Raw genomic sequence first — 19,413 nt, 5'->3', positions numbered from 1 at the left:
CGCACGGTGTCGTGATAGAGTCGCGCACGCGAAGACCTCCGTTGTCGGCAGAAAGCTCCCTGAACAAGTGCTTTCTACCACATGGAGGTCTTTGTCTTTCCTACCCTTCACGAATACACCGGGCTAGACGCGCGCCCGTCCAGTTTCCGTTCACGCTTCGAACGTGACCGCAACGCGCTACTGGCCGGAGCGACGCATGCGGCCCCCCTGGTAACCGAGGCCGATCTTGCGCCGCTGCCGCCCCTTATGCAGGCGTACCTTCGGCGAATGGGCGCTGTTGAACGCGCCCACGTGCGTAACCTGCGTGTGACCTTCAAGGCGCAAATGCGCAGCAGCGCGACGGCCCCGTGGATGCAGGCCACCGCCACGCAGTACGAGTTCTTCGACCACCCGGCCCGATTGTTCCACATGAGCGCGAGCCGGGCGGGCATGCCATTGGACGTCTTCCACCGTTACGTCGACGGCGCGGCCACGTTTCAGGTGCGGATCGCTGGGCTGATACCGATGGTGGACAAGGGCGGCGCGGAGATCACGAACGACGAAACAGTCACGCTCATGAATGACGTGCTCGTCATGGCGCCGGCCGCTGTCTTGGACCTGCCGTTCACCTTCGAGACCCTCGGCGAACGGTCATTGCGAGCGACCTTCCGCAACGCAGGGTTCACGGTGTCCGCCGTCCTGACGTTCGACGCCGCCGGAGATCTCGTAGGCTTTGCCTCCGCAGATCGGGCGCACAGCCGTGAGTCCGCGACATGGTCCACGCCGATTTCCGGGTATCGCCAGGTTGACGGAATCCGGATAGGCGCCCTCGGCGATGCCAACTGGATCGAGCCCTCCGGCGAATGGACATATGGCCGTTTCGAGATCACGTCAATCGCTTACAACGTGACCCGGTGAACGGCGGACCCGCCGGCTAACCTGCCGATGAACCTGACGGGCCGCTCCGCGGCCCGCAGGTTATCGGCTATACGTTCGACGGACAGAACTCGCCGGCGCAGAGTGAAGGCGAAATCGTACGAGGGCGTCCTGTAATGGAAAGTTACTCAGCGCGGGGGCTGGAGCGGGGAGCCGTCGCACTCGTGCCGGCGGGCGTTGTCGCCGCGCTCTTGTTCGCAGCGCTGAGCGGGCTGGGCGTCGACGACACAGTTGCAGCGGGCGCGTCGGTCGCGTTCGCCCTCGCGGGGGCCATGTGGCTTTCCGGTCGCCTCGCACCTGAGCTCGACGGTGCCTTGCGCCGCCACACGCTCCTGGCGGTCCTCTGGGTGATCCTCGGCGTCGGCGCGATCGGCGCGACGGGGCGCCTGGCGACGTTTATGGCGGACGAAACGAAGGGGCAGAACTCGATGTACCCCTTCGACGACTTCTTCGTGCACCACTCCTGCCTCTCGGCCCACTACCAGTCGGCGCACCTGCACCGGGATGGTGTGCCGAACGTCTACGAGCGCACGCTCTACGAAGGGCCGAGCGGCGAACCGAAGTTCGTCGGAAGCCTCGTGATCGATGTCTTCATGTATCCGCCGCCGTTCCTGCTGCTCTCTCGGCTGGGTCTCGCACTGTCCGAGAACTTCGCCACCTGGCGGGCGGTCTGGTTCGGAGTGGAGGGCGCGCTCGTCGCGGCCGCCTTCGTGGCGGTCGCGTTCTGGATCGGGGGTCCGCTCGGACGGCGCGTGGCGCTGCTCTCGTTGCTTGCGTGGCTGTCGTTCCCGACGCTGACCACGCTCCAACACGGCAACTTCCATCTCGCGGCGATCGCCGGATCCGTCCTCGCCATGCTGGCGTTCGAGCGTGGCCGCCACGCGCTCGGCGGCGGCCTGTTGGCGGCACTCGCGTTGAGCAAGTTCTTCCCGGGGTTCCTCGTTCTCTTTCTCGTGTTCCAGCGCCGCTGGCGCGCCATGTTCTGGACGACAGGGTTCGGCGTGTTCTTCGTCCTGCTCGCGTACGTGGTCCTCGGGGGAGCACCGTTCCGGGCCTTCTTCGCGTACCACCTGCCGCGTCTTTCCACCGGTGCCACCTTCGAGACCCTGTTCGCGCATCCCGACGTGATCGCGTGCAACCATGCCATGTACGGCCTGGTGCAGAAGCTCTCCTTGCTCGGGGTGCCCGGCATGGGGCAAGGCACGGCCATCGCGGTCTCGTGGATGTACACGATCGCGCTGGTCGGCATCGCAGCGCTCGCGGCGCGCGCTGCTGGTGACGGGCGGGACGCCAGCGCAAGGCTTCGGCGGGCGCTGCTCTGGCTCGCGGTGCTGCAGCTCGCCTCGCTGCGGGCGCCCTTCGTTCCCGACGTCTATGGACAGTTCGCGCTCTTGTGGATCCTGGTGCTGCTGCTCGCCGGGGTGGAGTGGCGTGGCTGGCGGCCCATCGCTTTGCTGACGTTGATCGTGCTTGCCAACTTCATGGTCCCGACGGTGCCGTTGATGCCGTTGCCGGCGCTGCTGGGACTCACGCTCGTGCACCAGATCCTCTTCATCGCCTTGTGCCTGGGCGTGGTCGGCGGCGTATGGTGCCGGGCGTCCGTCCGGGAAGTGGTCGTTGCGTGAAAAGCGTGCGCATGCGGGGGGCAGCCGTCGAACCACCGGTTGCAGCGGACGGCGCTTACGCGCCGCCGCTGAACCGGAGCGTTAGGCCGAAACGACAAAGGCATCGCAGTGATCGTGAGAGTTGAAGACATCAAGCCCCTTTTGGCTCGCGGTCGCATCGACCCGGCGGCCGCGCTGCCGGAACTCAGGAAGCTGGCTGAGAGCGACCAATGGCAAACGCGGGAGGTGGCGGCGACTGGGCTCGTCGAGATCGGCAAGCGCCATCCGGCGGAGGTCCTGCGCGAAGCACGTCGCTGGGCCGAAGCCCGCGACCTGAATGTCCGAAGAGCTGCGAGCGAAGGCCTTCGCGGGATTGTAAAGCTCGATCCAGGCGCTGTCCGGCCCGTGCTTGATATCCTGCGGGCCGATCCCGAGCTGTACGTGAAGAAGTCCGTTGCGAACGTTCTCCGTAACGCGAGTGCCAAACACCCCGACTTCGTGCTGGACCTGTGTCGGCAATGGGCTCGGTCAAGAAACCCTCACACCCGGTGGATCGTCAAGGACGGCTTGCGGAAGCTCAAGGGATTGCGGCCGGGCGAGACAGCTGCGATCTTGGACTCACTTGCGGGTTCGGCCTAACAACGGCATGCAGCGGACGGCGCTGCGCGCCGCCGCTGATGCCGAGCGTTAGCCCGGATTATTCATGAAGAGGAGTGAACACGAAGACCTCCGTGTGGTAGGAAGGCGTTGTTCAGGCACCTTTCTTCCACGGACGGGAGCCTGCACGGGATTTCCGTGTAAGCGACTGCCCGCGTGACCGGGATGGGGCTTACACAGAAATCAGGACAGGCTCAACGCCGATCATCGCTCCGCTGTTGATCAGCGCGAGCCTGGTTGCGCCATTCGTCCTCCTTCAGTGGTTCGATCGCAAGGCACTTCAAGAAGAGTTTCCGTTTTTGCTCTTCGTCTTCATGTCCCTGCATTCGCTGTTCATCGTCCTGTTGCTGACTCCGGCTCTGCGACGCCTCCGAGCGGAGCGAAGTCTCAGAGCGTTGAAACTCGGTCACTGGGCTGGACTCTTCCTTGGTGCCTGTCTCGGATTCGTTTATGCCCTGGTGGTGATTGACCAGCTCCCCTGCTTTCTGGGGGTTCCGAATTGCGACTGAGGCTCCGGCACGTCTTCGACGTGGTCGTGATTGCCGAATTCGACGGCCGGGTGAAACTCGTGAGCGCCGCCGACGTTCGGCTCTCGGCCGCAGTGTCAGGGAGAAACGCGTGAGACGAGTTCGTTTGTCGGTGGCCACGAGCCTCGACGGCTACATCGCCGGTCCGAACGGCGAGAGCGACTGGATCGTGATGGATCCGGACATGGATTTTGGCGCGCTGATGGGCGCGTTCGACACCGTGCTGCTGGGTCGCAAGACCTACGAGGCGACGCGGCACCATGGTGGCGGAGGCATGCCGGGTGTGCAGGCGTACGTTTTCTCGCGCACGCTTCGGCAGGAGGACTGCCCGGGAGTGATCGTGTCCGCGGATCCTGCGGCGACGGTCACGGCGCTCAAGTCGACGCCCGGAAAGGACATCTGGTTGTTCGGCGGCGGTGGGTTGTTCGGCAGCCTGCTCAAGCTGGGTCTGGTGGATTCGGTCGAAGTTGCGGTGATTCCGGTGCTGCTCGGCGCCGGACTGCCACTGCTGCCGAACGCGTCCATGCAGTCGAAGCTGCGGCTCGCGAAGCATCGCATCTACGAAAAGACCGGCACCGTCTCGCTCGAGTACGTGCCGGCCTGAACCGGTCGAGGCGGCGCGATTGCCCGTCCTTCTCACCCGGTGCTAGCTTTCCCACGTTCCGACTGACCGCCTCGCCCGCCTGGGCCCGAAGCGCGGCCCGCGCCGCACCACGCGAACCCCGAACGGAGTTTCCATGTCCGCGACCCGCACGCTGACCCTCGCCGACGTGGCGCTGCCGCGCCCGAACGTCCTTCAGCAGACCCTGCTCGTCGTTGCCGCCAGCCTCGTCACGGCCGCTGCGGCACAGCTCGAGATCAGGCTGCCCTTCACCCCGGTGCCGGTGACCGGCCAGACCTTCGCGGTGTTGCTCTCGGGTGCGGTACTCGGCGCGCGGCGCGCGTTTCTGGCGCAGGCGCTCTACTTGCTCGAGGGTGCCGCCGGACTGCCGTTTTTCGCAGGGGGAGCAGGCGGTGCGCTGGTGTTCGTCGGCCCGACCGGTGGTTATCTGGCGGCGTTCCCGCTCGCAGCCGCCGTCACGGGCTTCCTGTGTGAGCGCGGCTGGGATCGCCGCTTCATCGCCATGCTGCCGGCCATGCTGATCGGCAGCCTCGTGATCTTCGCCAGCGGCCTCGCGTGGCTCGCGCGCTTCGTCGCGCCCGACGCGCTGCTCGCGACCGGGCTGCTGCCGTTCCTGCCTGGAGATCTCATCAAGTCGTCGCTCGCCTCGCTCGCGTTCCCGGCGGTGTGGCGGTTGATCGGCCGCGCAGCACCGCGCCGCTAATCGTGCGCACGATCGCGGTTCTGGGTGCCGGCATCATGGGGCGCGGAATCGCGTATGCCTCGGCGCTCGGTGGATTCCACACCCGGCTGCAGGACTCGAGCGGCGAGGCACTCGAGAAGGCGCACGCGAACATCACCGCCACACTCGAGAGCGGCGTCGCCGGCGGCAAGGTCAAAGACGACGATGCGGTCGCCGCGCGCGCGCGCATCGAAATGGTCAAGACACTCGGCGAGGCCGCCAAGGATGTCGACCTGGTGATCGAGGCGGTGCCCGAGGACATGGCGTTGAAGATCGCGATCTTCCGCGAGCTCGACGCCATGGCGCCGAAGCACGCGATCCTCGCCACCAACACGTCTTCGCTGTCGGTGAGCGAGATGGCGGGTGCCACCACGCGCGCCGCACAGGTGGTCGGCATGCACTTCTTCAACCCGGTGCATCGCATGAAGCTGCTCGAGGTGGTGCGCGGGCTCGACTCGAGCGACGTCACGATCCAGGCGGTCTGCGAAGTGGGCGAGAAGATGGGCAAGGAGTGCGTGGTGGTGCGCGAGGCGCCGGGATTCGTGACCACGCGCATCAACGCGATGATCGGCAATGAGGCGTTCTACATGCTGCAGGAAGGTGTCGCGAGCGCGCGCGATATCGACAAGGCGCTCAAGCTCGGTCTCAATCACCCGATGGGCCCCTTCGAACTCGTTGACCTGGTCGGGCTCGACACGCGGCTCTCGATCCTGCGCTTCCTGCATCGATCGCTCGGCGACAAGTTCCGCCCCTGCCCGCTCATGGAGCAGTACGTGGCGGCCGGACGGCTGGGCCGAAAGAGCGGCCGCGGCGTGTACGAGTACCCCGCGTCGTGAAGCGCGTCCGGGCGAAGAAGCAAGCCGCCCGGCCCAAGCGCGCGACGAAGCTGCGCGTCGTGAAGCCGGCGGCGCCACCGCCGCGACCACTCGCGTCACTCGCTCCCGAAGAACGCGCGTTCGGCTCGGCGCTCGTCACTGCGACGTCTCGAGAGCGCATCCTGTTCGAACTGCGGCGTGGACGCGCTTCGGTGCACGCGGCCATCAAGGGCATGAGTGCTGCGGCGGCCGAGCGCCCGCTCGGCCCCGACAAGTGGTGCACGCGCGAGATCGTGCTGCATCTGGCGTCTCGCGATCAGGCGCGACTGCGCGAGATGGAGTCGGCGCTGCGCGGGGTGGAAATCTCGTGGCGCGTCCACGCCGACAGTGAATGGCCACGCCTGAACGAGGCCGATCTCGCAGACCTGCGGCACCACTCGTGGGACGAGGCGATCGCGCTGCTCGAACTGACGCGCGAGCGCCTGCTCGAGTCGATCGAGAGCGTGCCCGACGAACCCGCCGAAGTGTGGGCCGAAACGCACCCGTTCGGCTGGATGCTGCGCGGGTTGCCACCGCACGATCGCCACCATGCCGACCAGATCAAGCGCTGGATCACGACGCGCGGCGCCTGAGTGGCCCGCCTCGACAGCGCCCGAAGATCCGGCGATGATGCCGCAGCGCATTCCCAGCGGCCGAACACACGCCGCCCGTCGCATTTCCAGGAGGCCACCTTCCCATGAGTGACACGCTCGCCCCGGTCAAACCGGGCAAGCTCATCATCAACGGCGAGGCGGTCGATGCCGCCTCCGGCAAGACCTTCACCACCACGAATCCCGCCACCGAAGAGGCGATCACCACCGTCGCGTCGGCCGGAGTCGAAGACGTGGATCGCGCCGTCAAGGCCGCGCGCGCGGCGTTCGACTCGGGGCCCTGGTCGCGCATGAAGCCGGCGGATCGCCAGCGCATCCTGTTCAAGCTCGGCGACCTGGTGCTTCAGAACGCCGACGAGATCGCGCGGCTCGAGACGCTGGACAACGGCAAGCCGATTTTCGAATCGCGCCAGGTCGACATCGGCATGGTCGCGAACTGCTTCCACTACTTTGCGGGCTGGGCGACCAAGCTGTCGGGCGAGACGCTGCCGGTCAATCCCGCGTTCTTCACTTACACGTTGCGCGAGCCGCTCGGCGTGGTGGGTGCCATCATCCCGTGGAACTTCCCGATGATCATGGTGGGCTGGAAGGCGGCCCCGGCGCTCGCGGCCGGCAACACCGTGGTGATCAAGCCTGCCGAACTCACGCCGCTCTCGGCGATCCGCATCGGTGAACTGGCACTCGAAGCGGGCCTTCCGCCCGGGGTGCTCAACATTCTGCCGGGGCCCGGCAGCATCGCCGGCGAGGCGCTCGTCAAGCACCCGATGGTGGACAAGATCAGCTTCACGGGCTCGACCGAAGTGGGCAAGCACCTGATGCGCACCGCCTCGGACTCGGTGAAGAAGCTCACGCTCGAACTGGGCGGCAAGTCGCCGAACATCGTGTTCGCGGATGCCGACCTGGACGCGGCCCTGCGTGGCGCCACCACCGGCATCTTCTATGGCAAGGGCGAAGTGTGCGCGGCCGGTTCGCGACTGCTGGTCGAAAAGAGCATCTACGACGATTTCGTTGCGAAGCTCGCCGAGCGCACCAGGAAGATGGCGCCCGGAGATCCGCTCGATCCCAAGACGCGCCTCGGCTCGCTGGTGAGCGAGAAGCAGATGAACACGGTGCTCGGCTACGTCGAGACCGGCATCAAGGAAGGCGCCCGGCTGGTGGCGGGAGGTGCGCGCCAGCCGATCAACGGTAAGGGCTACTTCGTACAGGCCACGGTGCTCGCCGACGTCAAGAACTCGATGCGCGTCGCGCAGGAAGAGATCTTCGGTCCGGTGCTCGCGGTGATTCCGTTCGAGGACGAGGACGACGCGGTACGGATCGCCAACGACGTGGTGTTCGGGCTTGCGGCCGGGGTGTGGACCAAAGACGTGAAGCGATCGCATCGGGTCGCGCGCAAGCTGCAGGCCGGCACCGTGTGGGTGAACGCCTACAACTTCTACGACGCCGGCATGCCGTTCGGCGGCTACAAGCAGTCGGGCTTCGGGCGCGATCTCGGCCCCGACTGCCTCGCCGACTACACGCAGGTGAAGAGCGTGTGGGTGGGACTCGAGTAGCGCACGCACAATGACGACTTCGCGCGTGTTTCTGGCCGGCGGCGTGCGCACTCCGGTCGGCAAATTCGGCGGTGCGCTCGCCGCCTCGTCGGCCGCCGAGCTCGGCGGTCTCGCGGCGAAGGCGTGCCTCGAACGCACGCGCGTGCCGCTCGACGCGGTCGACGAGGTGCTCATCGGTCACGCGCGTCAGGCCGGCAATGGTCCGAATTTGGCGCGCCAGGTGGTGAGGCGCAGCGGACTGCCCGACTCGGTGCCGGCCTTCACCATCAACAAGGCGTGTGCTTCGGGGCTGCAGGCGATCGTGAGCGGGGTGCAATCGGTGCGGCTCGCGGACTCGCAAGTGGCGCTCGCGGGCGGTGTCGAGCACATGTCGAGCATTCCATTCCTTGCGACCGACATGCGGTGGGGCAAGAAGCTCGGCGACGAAGCGCTGGTCGACGCGATGTTCCGCGACGGCTACCAGTGTCCGCTCTGCAATCAGCTCATGGGCGAGACCGCCGAAACGCTCGCGACCGAGTACGCGATCACGCGCGAAGAGCAGGACGCCTACGCGCTCGAGAGCAATCGCCGCGCGGCGCGCGCCTGGAGCGAGGGTCGCTTCGCCGGCGAAGTGGTGCCGGTGACGATCGGCAGCGGTCGCTCGCTCGCGACCGTCGCGCAGGACGAACACTTCCGAGGCGATGCGACGCTCGACGAGATGGCGAAACTGCGACCGGTATTCCGGAAGGACGGCACCATCACGGCGGCCAATGCCTCGGCGATCACCGATGGCGCGGCGGCGGTGCTGGTGCTCTCGGAGCAGGCCGCGACCCGCCACGGCATTTCGCCTCAGGCGGCGGTGCTCGGCTACACCAGCGTGGCGGTGGATCCCGCGCGCATGGGCATCAGCCCGGTGCCGGCGGTGCGCAAGCTGCTCGAGCGACACCACCTCACGCTCGATCAGATCGACGTGGTGGAGCTCAACGAGGCGTTCGCCGCCCAGGTGCTGGCATGCGATCGCGAGCTGCACTTCGATCGCGCGCGCCTGAATCCCAATGGCGGCGGCATCTCGCTCGGGCATCCGACCGGCTGCAGCGGCACCCGGATCGTGGTCGGACTGCTCTCGGAACTCGCCCGCACCGGCGGTCGCTACGGCCTCGCGACGCTGTGCGTGAGTGGTGGAATCGGCATGGCCCTGCTGGTGGAACGGGTCTAAGCGCGAGATCCGACAAGCGTTTCGCGCACTCGTGCGAATCGCCCGCTCAAGTGCGAGAACGAGTGGCCGAAAACCTTCTCCGTCGGCGCCTCACGATCCCGATATGCAGCGCACGGCACACACGGAGAGTGGCCATGAAGCCCACGCGTCCTCGCCGCCGCAAGAAGGTCACCACCGTCACGGAGCAGGACCCGCGCGGTTCCCGCATCGTCGCCATCGCCGACTCTCACCTGGCAGCGGCCACCGCGCAGCGACTCGCGACGATCAGCGCGCGATGGGCGAAGCAGGCGGGAGCCGGCGAGGACGACGCGCTCGAAGTGGTCGCTGCCGCGCAACGCGCACGCGAGGCTGCCTCGCACGCCGAGGACACCGAGACCACCGACGACGCGTGGGCTGCCGCGCGACTGGCGTGGGCGGCCGTCACGAGTGCTCGCGAAGCCGATGAGCGAGTGAAGGCTGCGATCGCTCAAGCGCTGAGCGAGATCGGCAATCCGCTCGCCCGCGCGCGCCGCGAGTCGCGCAAGGCCGCCTGAGCGGAGGGCGTCAGGCTGCGGCGGGCTTGCGTTCGAACAACGCCAGCGCGTAGGCCCGCAGGCCGCCCGGCGATTGAGCGCGCACCAGCGCGAGCGTGATGGCGGGCAACGCGAGCGGGTGCGGGTAGACTAGGAAGCGCTCCTCGAAGCGTGGATCGAACTTGCGCTTCCACTCGAACAGTCCCTTGAAATCGTAGAAGCGCGCGAGGTGTTCGAGCAGTCGTTCGCGCTCGGGATCCGGGGCCGCACGCCGCGGCGATGACTCGGCACCCTCGGCGCCGCTCGCGCAGGCTTCGACCTTGGCGAGCGCCGACAGCGAGAGCGAGAGCATCTGGTCGCCGTGCGAGACCGCAGCCTCCATCGTGCGCACCACCAGCAGTTCCATCACGCCGCTCACCGAATCGGCGCGACGACGCATCAGGTCGAGCGCCCAGCCGCCGCGCGCCGGCACCGGCACCCAGGTCAGGAAGGCCTCGACGCGCCCGAGCGTGGGATTCCAGGCGATCGCGGTCCACACCTCGGCGAGTTCGGCTTCGGAGAAGCGCCCCATGCCGAGACTCTTCTCGGCCCCGGCGTGATGCGCGAGCCACTGCGCCGAGATCGCGCGCAGTTCGGCGTTCCAGCCGGTCGGCGCGTGACGAACGTCGAACGGGCGCTCGCCGGGGCGGAACAGCTGCGTCTCGACGCCGGCCTCGCTCGCTTTGCGAGCCGAACGCCGCACGCTCCCGATCGCACCGCCCGCGAGCGAGAACTCGCGCGTCCACAAGACCGGCTCCTCGCCGATGTGCAGCGCGCGCCACCCGAGTGATCGGTAGAGCGGCAGCCACTCGGGGCGCGCCTGAAACACCGCCAGCGCCCAGCCACCGTCAGCGCAATGAGCCGCGAAGTCGGTGAGCAGCGAGGGCAGCTCGTCGGCGGGCCCGATCGGATCGCCCAGGATCAGCGCGACGTCGGACTCGTGGCGATAGGCGAGGACTGCACGGCGGTTGCGACTGAAGAAGTAGTCGGCCTGCGTATCCATGACCGCGAACCACGCCAGCGGCGATTCCCCGTGGCGATCGAACAACTCGCGCGCCAGTGCCGCGTCGTCGCGATGGCGCTTCCGATGGGTCGCGGGCCCCAGCAAGGCGAGCAGCGTGGCGGCCGTCCACACCAGCGTGAGATCCGGGAGCGAGCCGAGGTACCAGTTGAGTACGCGGTGCGCGTTCGGAGTCAGGGTGTCGGGGAGCAGAGTGACCGGGCCGCCGATGCCGAACATCTGGTGCGCGGCATCGGCGAACGCACGCCCGATCGACGGCTCGACACCGAACACGCGTCCGGCGATCCACGAGCCGACCAGCATGTAGGCGAGCAGCGCGAGTGCGCCCCACACGGCACCCGAGCGCACGATGGCCACCGACGGCGCGCGACTGCGGACGCGAAACGCGTCGGCCTGAAGTGCGAGCGCCACCATGAGCCCGGTCGCGACCACCGCTTCTTCGACGTCGAGTGCCTTGAGCACGTTGACCGGCACCGAGATCGCGCACAGCAGCAGCGCGATCACGAAGGCGCGCCGCTTGCCCTGCCGCAGGCCCCACGCTGTGACGAGCATCAGCGTGCCCGCGAGCAGCGTGAAGGTGCGGCTCGTGTCGAGCACACCGGTGGGCACGAGGCGCGCGATCGCAACCAGGCGATCCGGCGGATGCGAGAGCCACGCCGAAGCGAGGTTCACCACGCCCATGGCCGCGAGCGCGAAGGCCATGAGCAAGCGCGCGGTCAGGTGAGAACTCGACGCACGGAGGTCGTGCCCGCGTTCGATCAACGGGTGTGGGAGCAGCTCGTCACGATTCATCAGGCGTCGACTCTACTCAACGAAGCCCGGGTGCGAACGCCCGTCGAACAGGATTGACGAAGTCTCCATGACGAGTTTGCGAGCCCGTGATGATCGAGCTCGCGGTCTGTCGAAGACTGGCTTTCGAGCGCGCTCGAAGGAGCTGTGCACGAGAGGAAGGGCTTGCCGTGCATTCGGTCGCTTCGTAACGTCCGGCTCGCAGGCCGATCACTCGCCGCGTTCCGGAGCCGCCGCCATGACCGATCCCATCGTGTTGTCCATCGCAGACGGCGTCGCAACCGTGCTGCTCAACCGCCCCGACAAGCTCAACGCGTTCGCCGGCGACATGCGCGAGCGGCTCGTCGAGGCGCTGGATGCGGTGGTCGCCAACGCCGAGGTCCGAGCACTCGTGATCACTGGAGCCGGGCGCGGGTTCTGTGCCGGCGGCGACGTTCAGCACATGGTCGACCTCAAACGCCGCGGCGCGCCGTTCGAGGAGCTGCAGCCGCTCCTCGAGGCCGGTCGCGCGATCGTGACGCGGCTCGCGTCACTGCCGATTCCCACGCTCGCCGCGGTGAATGGCGTGGCGGCGGGAGCCGGCATGAACCTGGCGCTCGCGTGTGACCTGCGCATCGCCGCCGAGCAGGCGAGCTTCGGCGCGACGTTCGTGCGCATCGGGCTGCATCCGGACTGGGGCGGTACCTACTTCCTGACGCGGCTCGTCGGCGAAGCGAAGGCGAAGGAACTGTGCTGGACCGGCGACGTGATCGACGCCGGCGAAGCTCTGCGGATCGGGCTCGTGCAGCGTGTGGTGCCGAACGACCAGGCGCTCGAAGCGACGATTGCACTGGCGCGTCGGCTGGCCGCGGCGCCCGCGACGAGCGTGCGCGAATCGAAGCGCAGCCTTGCGGCCTCGCACCTGCGCTCGTTGAGCGAATGCCTCGACGCTGAAGCGGCCGCGCAAGAGGCATGCTGGAATCACGCAGACGTCGCGGAGGGGCTCACCGCGTTCGTCGAGAAGCGAGCGGCGCGCTTTGGAAGCCGAGGGGGTGAAGCGCCGGCCTCGGTCGGCCGCGCCTCGACCTTCGAGTAGCCGCGCGGCGACTCGCGCACGACCGGGTCAGCGGATCAGCGCGACCCGACCATTCGCTTCCTCGACGAGCCCGGACTCCTGCGTGAGGCGCAGTCGATAGAAGTGGATCCCCGGGCGACCCGCGGTCGGCGCATCGAAGCGGCCGCGGGATTCCGCGCTGACGATGCGCACCGCGCGATGCACCACCCGCCCGGCCAGGTCCACCACGCTCAGCTCCAGGTGGCCGCCGGCATGGGTCGCATAGGCGATCGAAACGAAGCGAGACGGGTTTGCATGCACCGACGCGAGCAGCGTGCCGCGAATCGGCACAGCGCCGACGCCGGTATTGGCTGTACCGGGCTCGAGCTGATCGGCACCGCGATCGGAGTGCGGCGAGACTCCGCCGGGGCGAACGTCCTTCTCGATGTCGTCGAGCACCGCACGATCGGGCCCGTTCGTGGTGACCGTCATGCCGTAGTCACCGGCGTCGTCGTGGAGCGGCCCCCCGGCGAGCAGGCGATAGAAGTCGGGATTCGCATCGAAGGTCATGGCCCAATCGACGGTGTCGAACGAGGGGATCACATCGGCCTTCACGAAATTCAGAAAACTGGACGCGAGCCCCGCGATGTCCTGGCCGGCGCCCGACAGCACGAACGCCGCGCCGGCGAACGCCACGTTGTGGGACGCCACCACGGTCGGCGGAGCGGCGACCTCGGTGCGGTAGGCGAATGGCTCGGGCGCCAGCGAGGCTTGATTAGCGACCACATTGTTACGCAGCAATACCAGCGCGCCGGCGATTCCGGCTTCGATGCGGATGCCGTAGATCTTGTGATCCGCGACCACGTTGTTGTAGAGCCGCAGGGAGTTCGCGGGATCGTTGAAGTTACCGGCGCTGATGCCGTTGTCGAAGGTGCCCGGCGTGTTCGCGAACAGGAGGTTGTTCCGCATCACGATTCCGGTCGGGTAGGTGATGAACACGTTCGACCAGCCCGGAGTTCCGGTCGTCACCCAGTTGGATCCGATCCGGCAGCGCTCGATCAGGATCTCCTCGCAGGTGTTCATCACCACCAGGTGATCGCCGTTCGTGATGTTTCGGAGGATGTCGAGGTCCTGCAGTGTGACGAAGCCCGCTGAAGTCATGTCGACGATCGGGACGGTCGGATTCGCATTGACGACGCTGGCGCGCGGCAGGTTCGCGGCAGGGCGAATCGTGAGTCGGCGCGCCCCGCTGAATGCGGCTCCGATGCTCACGGTGTTGTTGGTCGAGACCGGCGAAGCGCTGATCGTGATCACGTTGTCGAGGTCGGCGCTGATCGCCGCCGCTGCGACCGCGGCCTGCAGCGTCGCGTGGGTGACCGGAACGTCGAACGCTGCGGCCGTAGCGGGCCGCACGCCGAGCACGAGCATCCATACGAGGAGCGTGCCACTCGCACGCAACGCGGTCAGCAGAATCGAGCGAATCACGGCACACCTCCTCGGGGGTCCTCGTGAGCGACGAGTCCGGAGGGTACAGGCCTGTGGCCGAAATACCACCCCCGAACTCGCGCGCCGACGCCCCTAGGCGACCCGCTTCACCCCGCGCACCTGGACCGAGCGAACGTGCTGGTAGAACGCGCGGTCGGGGTCGTTCTCGGCGAGTACTTGCGCACCCGCCACGTAGCCGCTCTCGGCGACGATCTCGACCTGCTCGAAGCCCGCAGCGCGCACCAGCTCGACGTAGTCCTGCTTGAGCGATGCGCCCGCCACGCAGCCGACCAGCGCATCGACCGACTTCTTCACGTGTTCGGGTGCGGGCTCGTTCCACACCAGATCGCTCACCAGCATGCGGCCACCGGGCTTCAAGGCGCGGAACGCCTCGCGGAACACCTGCGCCTTGTCGGGGGAGAGGTTGACGACGCAGTTGGAGACGATCAAGTCCACGTAGGCGTCGGCGACCGGAAGGTGCTCGATCTCGCCGAGTCGAAACTCCACGTTGGTCGCGCCGGCCTTCGCGGCGTTGGCGCGCGCGCGGTCGACCATCGCCGGTGTCATGTCGACGCCGATCACCTGCCCGGTCGGCCCCACCAGTTTGGCAGCGACGAAACAGTCGATGCCGGCCCCCGAGCCCAGGTCGAGCACCGTTTCGCCGGCACGAACTTCTGCGTGGGCGAGCGGACTTCCGCATCCGAGTCCCAGATCGGCGCCTTCGGGCACGGTCGCGATCTGCTCGGCGGTGTAGCCCAGCGACTCGGGCGACGAAACGGCCAGGTCGCTGCCGCAACAATCAGGGCCGCAACACGAGCGGCTGCGACCTTCGGCGATCGCGCCGTACTTGTCTCGCACCAGCGCGTGCACATCGGTGTCGGGGGTCAGTTCGTGAGTCGGATTCGTCATAGCTCCTCCGCGAGTTTCCGGAAACGCTCGATGGCTTCAGGGTTCACGCAATAGCACACCCGCGGCGGATCGATGTCGCCGCGGATGAGCCCGGCCTGCTTCAGTACTTTCAGGTGCTGCGACACCGTGGCCTGCGCGAGCGGCAGCTGGCTCACGATGTCGCCGCACACGCATTCACCGCTCTTCGCAAGCAGCCGGACGATCGCCACCCGCGCCGGGTGTCCGAGTGCCTTGGCAAGCGTCGCCAGCTCGGCATCGCGGGTCGCGATCGCCGAACGCGACGAAGTGCGGGACCGGCCACCAGCCGGTAACGGGGTTTTGGGGGTCATGGTTTCTCCACACGTCCATGGAGCGCCTCCTGATGAGTTCGGGGCGCGGCCCGATCGACTTCATCGTTGATCGTAGAAATACGATGGACTACGTCTCCGATCGATTCAAGGAGTTTTTCCGCGGCGTCGCTCAACCGCGTAGACTTGGCCCCGGCATGACGACCCTGATCCCCCCGCCGCGTTCGGCGCAGCCCTCGATGCAATCGCGCGATCTGCGCGCGCGCTTGATCGCGACCTCGATCGCGCTGGCCGCGTTGCTCGCGCCCGGCTGCGGCAAGGACTCGCCGGTCACGCCACCCGGACCCTCGGGGCCGCGGCCCTATCTGGGCATCAGCGCGAACGCCGATGCGTTCGACCCGCCCGACTCGATCATCAGCGCGATCCTGACCGCGCGCGCGACCGGTGCGGAGCTGATCTACCAGTTCAGTCCGTGGTCCTCGTTCGAGCAGGGGCCCGGTAATTTCGGCACCGACGAACTGGAGCCGTTCTTCGCGGGTGTCCAGAGCGTGGGCTTTCGAATCGTTGTGAACTTTGCACTCATCAACACCACGGTGCGCGAGACGCCGGCCGATCTGAACGGGCTGGCCTGGAACGATCCGGTGCTGCTGGCGCGCTTCGACACCGCACTCGACTCGCTTCTGTCGGTGATGGAGCGCCACGATTGCATGGCGCTGGCGATCGGCAACGAAGTCGACGCCTACTTCGCCACGCACGCATCCGAGTTCCCGGCTTACCTGGAGCTGGTCGGCCGCGGTGTGCGGCGGGCGCACGCGGCAATTCCGGGGCTGGCGGTCGGAGTGACAACGATCTCGCCGGTGCGCAGCACGAACGCCGCGTGGGGAGCGCAGCTCAACGACAGCACCGACGTCGCGATCTACACCTACTACCCGTTCCAGTTCGCGCAGGACTTTCAGGTCATGCCGGCCGCCACGCTCGATGCAGACTTCGACGCCATGTCCGCCAGTTCGCCGTCGCGACCGTGGGCGCTGCAGGAGATCGGCTATCCGTCCGCCACGTCCAATGGCAGCAGTCCCGCTCAACAGGCGGAGTTCATGCGCCGCTTCCAGAGCCGCATGGCTCGCGAGTCGCGCGATCGGTTGCTGTTCGCGAACTGGTTCCTGATGAGCGACTGGTCCTCGGCGACCGTCTGGGATCTGGTCACCTACTACGGCGGCGGCTCGACACCCGGATTCGTGGGGTTCCTCGGATCGCTCGGCCTGCGCGACACTCTCGGCAACGGCAAGCCGGCCTGGAACGAGTGGAAGTCGGGGCCTTGGAACCCGCGACTTCCCCGCGATTGACGCTGTTTCGAGGCCCCTCCTATACTCCGCGCCTTCTCCAACCTCGAGGACCCTCCATGGAAGCGACCAAGACCAAGCTCGTGAACTACACCGTCAAGAACGGTGTCGCGTGGCTCGAACTCAGCGATCCGCCGGCCAACACCTACACCCACGAAATGATGCGCGACATCGATGACGCGATCCTGCAGGCGCGCTTCGACGAAGCCGTGCACGTCATCGTGCTGCGCGGCGCAGGCGAGAAGTTCTTCTGCGCCGGTGCGAACATCAACATGCTCAAGACCGTCAATCCGACCTTCAAGTACTACTTCTGCCTGCATGCCAACGAGACGCTCAACCGCCTCGAGCAGACTCCGAAGCTGGTGATCGCGGCGCTGAACGGCCACACGGTGGGTGGCGGCCTGGAGATCGCGATGGCGGCGGACCTCCGCATCGCCCGCAAGGGCGCCGGCAAGGTCGGGCTGCCCGAGGTCACGCTCGGCGTGCTGCCGGGCACCGGCGGCACGCAGCGATTCGCGCGGCTCGTCAACAAGAGCGTTGCGATCGAGCTCATGGTGACCGGCGAGACCTTCGACTTCGAGAAGGCGCAGGCACTCGGCGTGGTCAACCAGATCTGGGAGACCGCGACGAACGACGAGTTCATCGAGAAGATCCAGAAGTACGCCGAGCAGTTCTGCCCGCCGAACAAGGCGGCCAAGGCGGTCGGACGCATCAAGCGCTCGGTTCAGACCGGCGTCGAGATCCCGTTCGAGGTCTCGCTCGCAGTCGAGCGTGAGCTGCAGCAGCAGCTGTTCCAGAGCGATGACGCGAAGGAAGGTCTCGCGGCCTACGTCGAGAAGCGCAAGCCGAACTTCACCGGCAAGTAGCGAGGCGCGCGAGCGCCGCGCCGGATTCGGTCGGTAGAACAGCGGGCCCCGCGGATCACTCCGCGGGGCTCGATTGTTTATCGAGACCCGGCGGAAGCCACACATGGCTCGGGCGCTGGTACTGAAGCGTGAACCCGGCGTACTGCATGATGCGCGACGACGGACTCGGCTGATTCGGCCGGTCGTCGGTGGTCTCGACGCGGATCCAGCGCGCACCCTGCCCCGCTGCATCGAGCAGCCGGCGCGCGATCAGCACCGACTGGACGCCCTGATTCCGGTATTCCTCGACCGTGACCCCCATGCTGAGCCACGCATCGTCGCCGTTCACGAACAGCGCCGCGGCGCCGACCGGTTCATCGCGGTGCAGCGCCAGATAATGAGTCCAGCGGTCGCGGCCGACCGACTCGGCGATCCACGGTGCGATCGTGAACTCGCCGAGCAACCCGCAGGTGAGCGCCGCGAAGGTCTCGGCCTGCTCGCGGCGCACGCGTGTCACGCGGATCGGGGCGCGCACCGGTTCGATCGGCACATCGAGGGTGCGCGTCCAACACGACCAGCTCGAGCGTGCGGGCAATCCGCGGTTCTTGAGCAGCGTCGCGGTGCCGGGACACAACACCGCCGGGCTCGGTTGGATCGCGAACGGGCCGCCGTAGCGATACAACTCGATCAGGTCGTCGAGGTTGGTGGCACACACCGCCTGCTCGAGGCCGAAACCGAACGCGCGATTGAACAGCACGCTCGGCAGGCGCGAGCACAGCAGCGCCATGCCGCCCGCAAACTGCACATCGACGAGTCCCAGATTTCTGCGAACATCGGATGAAGCTGCCGAGACGAGATCGCGCCATACCGCGACTTCGACGCGCTCCATGCGACGAACGTGGTCGAGATCCATGGTCTGCCGGGGGGGACGGAGCCATTCATGAGTGACGCGCTCGAGACCGTCCTGGATCTCGCTCGATCACGGGGCAGGCTGCTAATTCACCGCACTTTCACGCGAAATGGAAGCACTTCCTTTATATTGTCGGCGATGTTTTCCCCGACGCGACGTTCCGCCCGCCCGTTCAGTCGTCGCCGACTCCCCCTATCCGTGCTGCTGCTTGCCTTTGTCGTGGCATGGTTCGACGCGCGGCCGGCGCGCCCGCAGGATCCGCCGCTCTCGACTGAAACTGGCTCGACGCTGTTTCTTCCGACTCGATTCGACTCTGCGGCCGAAGCGAACGACCGCGAGCGCATCCCGCTGCTGTCGCCGGGGCGCAGTTCGTTCGCGGACACGCTGCGGGCGGATCTGCGGCGACGCGCGCGCGAGCAGTTCGAGCTGGCGCGCTCGCTCGAGTCCCAGGGCACCGACGTGGCCGCGATCGTGGCATACCGAAACGCCCTGCGCTTCGATCCGACGATTCCCGAGGCGAACTTCAGGCTCGGGATGCTGTTCGTGAAACGCGGCGAACTGAATCTGGGGCTGCAGAACTTCGCGGAAGAACTCACGCTCGCTCCCGGTCATCGAGACGCGCAGCGTCAGCTCGGCCTCACGCTGGCGCGCACCGGTGCGAGCGAGGACGGCGTGCGCATGCTGGAGGGCCTGCTCAGTCGCGATCCGAACGATGCGGAGAGCTGGCACGCACTCGGCTTCGCACAGCAGGCCGCGCAACAGCCGGCCGCAGCCGAACGCTCGCTGCGGCGCGCGATCGCGCTCGGCGCGAAAGGCGGCGAGGCGCATCGCGACCTGGGTGCGGTGCTCGCCGCGGTCGGCCGCGATCGGGAGGCGCGAGCCGAATACGCTCGCGCGATCGCGATCAGTCCGCACGATCCGAGCGTGTGGTTCAACCTCGGCAATCTCGAACGGCGCGCCTCGCACTCCGACAGCGCGCTCGCCGCC

19 protein-coding genes are annotated in these 19,413 nt (G+C 67.2%); 14 read left to right on the top strand and 5 right to left on the bottom strand.

Translation table 11 applies throughout. The annotated features are described in order from the left end of the window. Nucleotides 1-81 precede the first annotated feature (81 nt). The 10 genes from HOP12_14120 to HOP12_14075 all read left to right on the top strand — a co-directional run bounded on the left by HOP12_14120 (nt 82) and on the right by HOP12_14075 (nt 9,789). Entirely contained in the window at nt 82-897 is an 816-nt protein-coding gene (locus HOP12_14120) for a hypothetical protein (GenBank protein ID NOT35276.1), read from the top strand. 209 nt (nt 898-1,106) lie between these two features. Further along, nucleotides 1,107-2,540, top strand: coding sequence for a DUF2029 domain-containing protein (locus HOP12_14115; GenBank protein NOT35275.1), 1,434 nt, complete (start codon nt 1,107-1,109; stop codon nt 2,538-2,540). A 114-nt stretch (nt 2,541-2,654) separates the two neighbouring features. Further along, nucleotides 2,655-3,158, top strand: coding sequence for a hypothetical protein (locus tag HOP12_14110; protein ID NOT35274.1), 504 nt, complete (start codon nt 2,655-2,657; stop codon nt 3,156-3,158). 636 nt (nt 3,159-3,794) lie between these two features. Continuing rightward, a complete protein-coding gene (locus HOP12_14105) occupies nt 3,795-4,307 on the top strand; it encodes a dihydrofolate reductase (protein ID NOT35273.1) in 513 nt (170 codons plus the stop codon). Nucleotides 4,308-4,440: 133 nt separating this feature from the next. Beyond that, nucleotides 4,441-5,028, top strand: coding sequence for a biotin transporter BioY (locus HOP12_14100; protein NOT35272.1), 588 nt, complete (start codon nt 4,441-4,443; stop codon nt 5,026-5,028). Next, nucleotides 5,028-5,882, top strand: a complete 855-nt coding sequence (locus HOP12_14095) for a 3-hydroxyacyl-CoA dehydrogenase (GenBank protein ID NOT35271.1) — start codon at nt 5,028-5,030, stop codon at nt 5,880-5,882. The genes HOP12_14100 and HOP12_14095 overlap by 1 nt, the downstream gene beginning before the upstream one ends. Next, the gene (locus HOP12_14090) at nt 5,879-6,493 is read left to right on the top strand and encodes a hypothetical protein (GenBank protein NOT35270.1); all 615 of its coding nucleotides are present in this window, start codon (nt 5,879-5,881) and stop codon (nt 6,491-6,493) included. The genes HOP12_14095 and HOP12_14090 overlap by 4 nt, the downstream gene beginning before the upstream one ends. Nucleotides 6,494-6,597: 104 nt before the next feature. Next, on the top strand, nt 6,598-8,061 hold the full coding sequence (locus tag HOP12_14085; GenBank protein ID NOT35269.1) for an aldehyde dehydrogenase family protein: 1,464 nt from the start codon (nt 6,598-6,600) through the stop codon (nt 8,059-8,061). A gap of 10 nt (nt 8,062-8,071) precedes the next feature. Beyond that, nucleotides 8,072-9,256 carry a thiolase family protein gene (locus tag HOP12_14080; GenBank protein NOT35268.1) on the top strand — a complete coding sequence of 395 codons (1,185 nt, stop codon included), beginning with the start codon at nt 8,072-8,074 and terminating at the stop codon, nt 9,254-9,256. Between the two features lie 134 nt (nt 9,257-9,390). Beyond that, nucleotides 9,391-9,789, top strand: a complete 399-nt coding sequence (locus HOP12_14075) for a hypothetical protein (GenBank protein NOT35267.1) — start codon at nt 9,391-9,393, stop codon at nt 9,787-9,789. A gap of 10 nt (nt 9,790-9,799) precedes the next feature. Here the strand turns inward: HOP12_14075 and HOP12_14070 are convergent, their stop codons facing one another. Continuing rightward, nucleotides 9,800-11,620 carry a DUF2156 domain-containing protein gene (locus HOP12_14070; protein ID NOT35266.1) on the bottom strand — a complete coding sequence of 607 codons (1,821 nt, stop codon included), beginning with the start codon at nt 11,618-11,620 and terminating at the stop codon, nt 9,800-9,802. A 235-nt stretch (nt 11,621-11,855) separates the two neighbouring features. Here HOP12_14070 and HOP12_14065 point away from each other — a divergent pair, with 235 nt between their 5' ends. Continuing rightward, entirely contained in the window at nt 11,856-12,692 is an 837-nt protein-coding gene (locus HOP12_14065) for a 2-(1,2-epoxy-1,2-dihydrophenyl)acetyl-CoA isomerase (protein NOT35265.1), read from the top strand. 27 nt (nt 12,693-12,719) lie between these two features. Here the strand turns inward: HOP12_14065 and HOP12_14060 are convergent, their stop codons facing one another. From HOP12_14060 to HOP12_14050, 3 genes are all read right to left on the bottom strand, one after another. Beyond that, a complete protein-coding gene (locus HOP12_14060; protein NOT35264.1) occupies nt 12,720-14,135 on the bottom strand; it encodes a hypothetical protein in 1,416 nt (471 codons plus the stop codon). Between the two features lie 93 nt (nt 14,136-14,228). Then, nucleotides 14,229-15,044: an arsenite methyltransferase gene (arsM, locus tag HOP12_14055; protein ID NOT35263.1), complete on the bottom strand. Its 816-nt coding sequence runs from the start codon at nt 15,042-15,044 to the stop codon at nt 14,229-14,231. After that, on the bottom strand, nt 15,041-15,373 hold the full coding sequence (locus tag HOP12_14050) for a winged helix-turn-helix transcriptional regulator (protein ID NOT35262.1): 333 nt from the start codon (nt 15,371-15,373) through the stop codon (nt 15,041-15,043). The genes arsM and HOP12_14050 overlap by 4 nt, the downstream gene beginning before the upstream one ends. Nucleotides 15,374-15,528: 155 nt before the next feature. Here HOP12_14050 and HOP12_14045 point away from each other — a divergent pair, with 155 nt between their 5' ends. Further along, the gene (locus HOP12_14045) at nt 15,529-16,674 is read left to right on the top strand and encodes a hypothetical protein (protein NOT35261.1); all 1,146 of its coding nucleotides are present in this window, start codon (nt 15,529-15,531) and stop codon (nt 16,672-16,674) included. Between the two features lie 56 nt (nt 16,675-16,730). Then, nucleotides 16,731-17,537: an enoyl-CoA hydratase/isomerase family protein gene (locus HOP12_14040; GenBank protein NOT35260.1), complete on the top strand. Its 807-nt coding sequence runs from the start codon at nt 16,731-16,733 to the stop codon at nt 17,535-17,537. 55 nt (nt 17,538-17,592) lie between these two features. On the opposite strand, the gene HOP12_14035 is transcribed toward HOP12_14040, so the two are convergent. Beyond that, the gene (locus HOP12_14035; GenBank protein ID NOT35259.1) at nt 17,593-18,429 is read right to left on the bottom strand and encodes a GNAT family N-acetyltransferase; all 837 of its coding nucleotides are present in this window, start codon (nt 18,427-18,429) and stop codon (nt 17,593-17,595) included. Between the two features lie 195 nt (nt 18,430-18,624). On the opposite strand from HOP12_14035, the gene HOP12_14030 reads away from it, so the two are divergent. Continuing rightward, the coding region (locus HOP12_14030; protein ID NOT35258.1) for a tetratricopeptide repeat protein at nt 18,625-19,413 on the top strand (789 nt) is incomplete at its 3' end.

Source organism: Candidatus Eisenbacteria bacterium (assembly GCA_013140805.1).
Classification (GTDB): domain Bacteria; phylum Eisenbacteria; class RBG-16-71-46; order RBG-16-71-46; family RBG-16-71-46; genus JABFRW01.
This window is presented reverse-complemented; position numbering and strand designations above follow the sequence as displayed.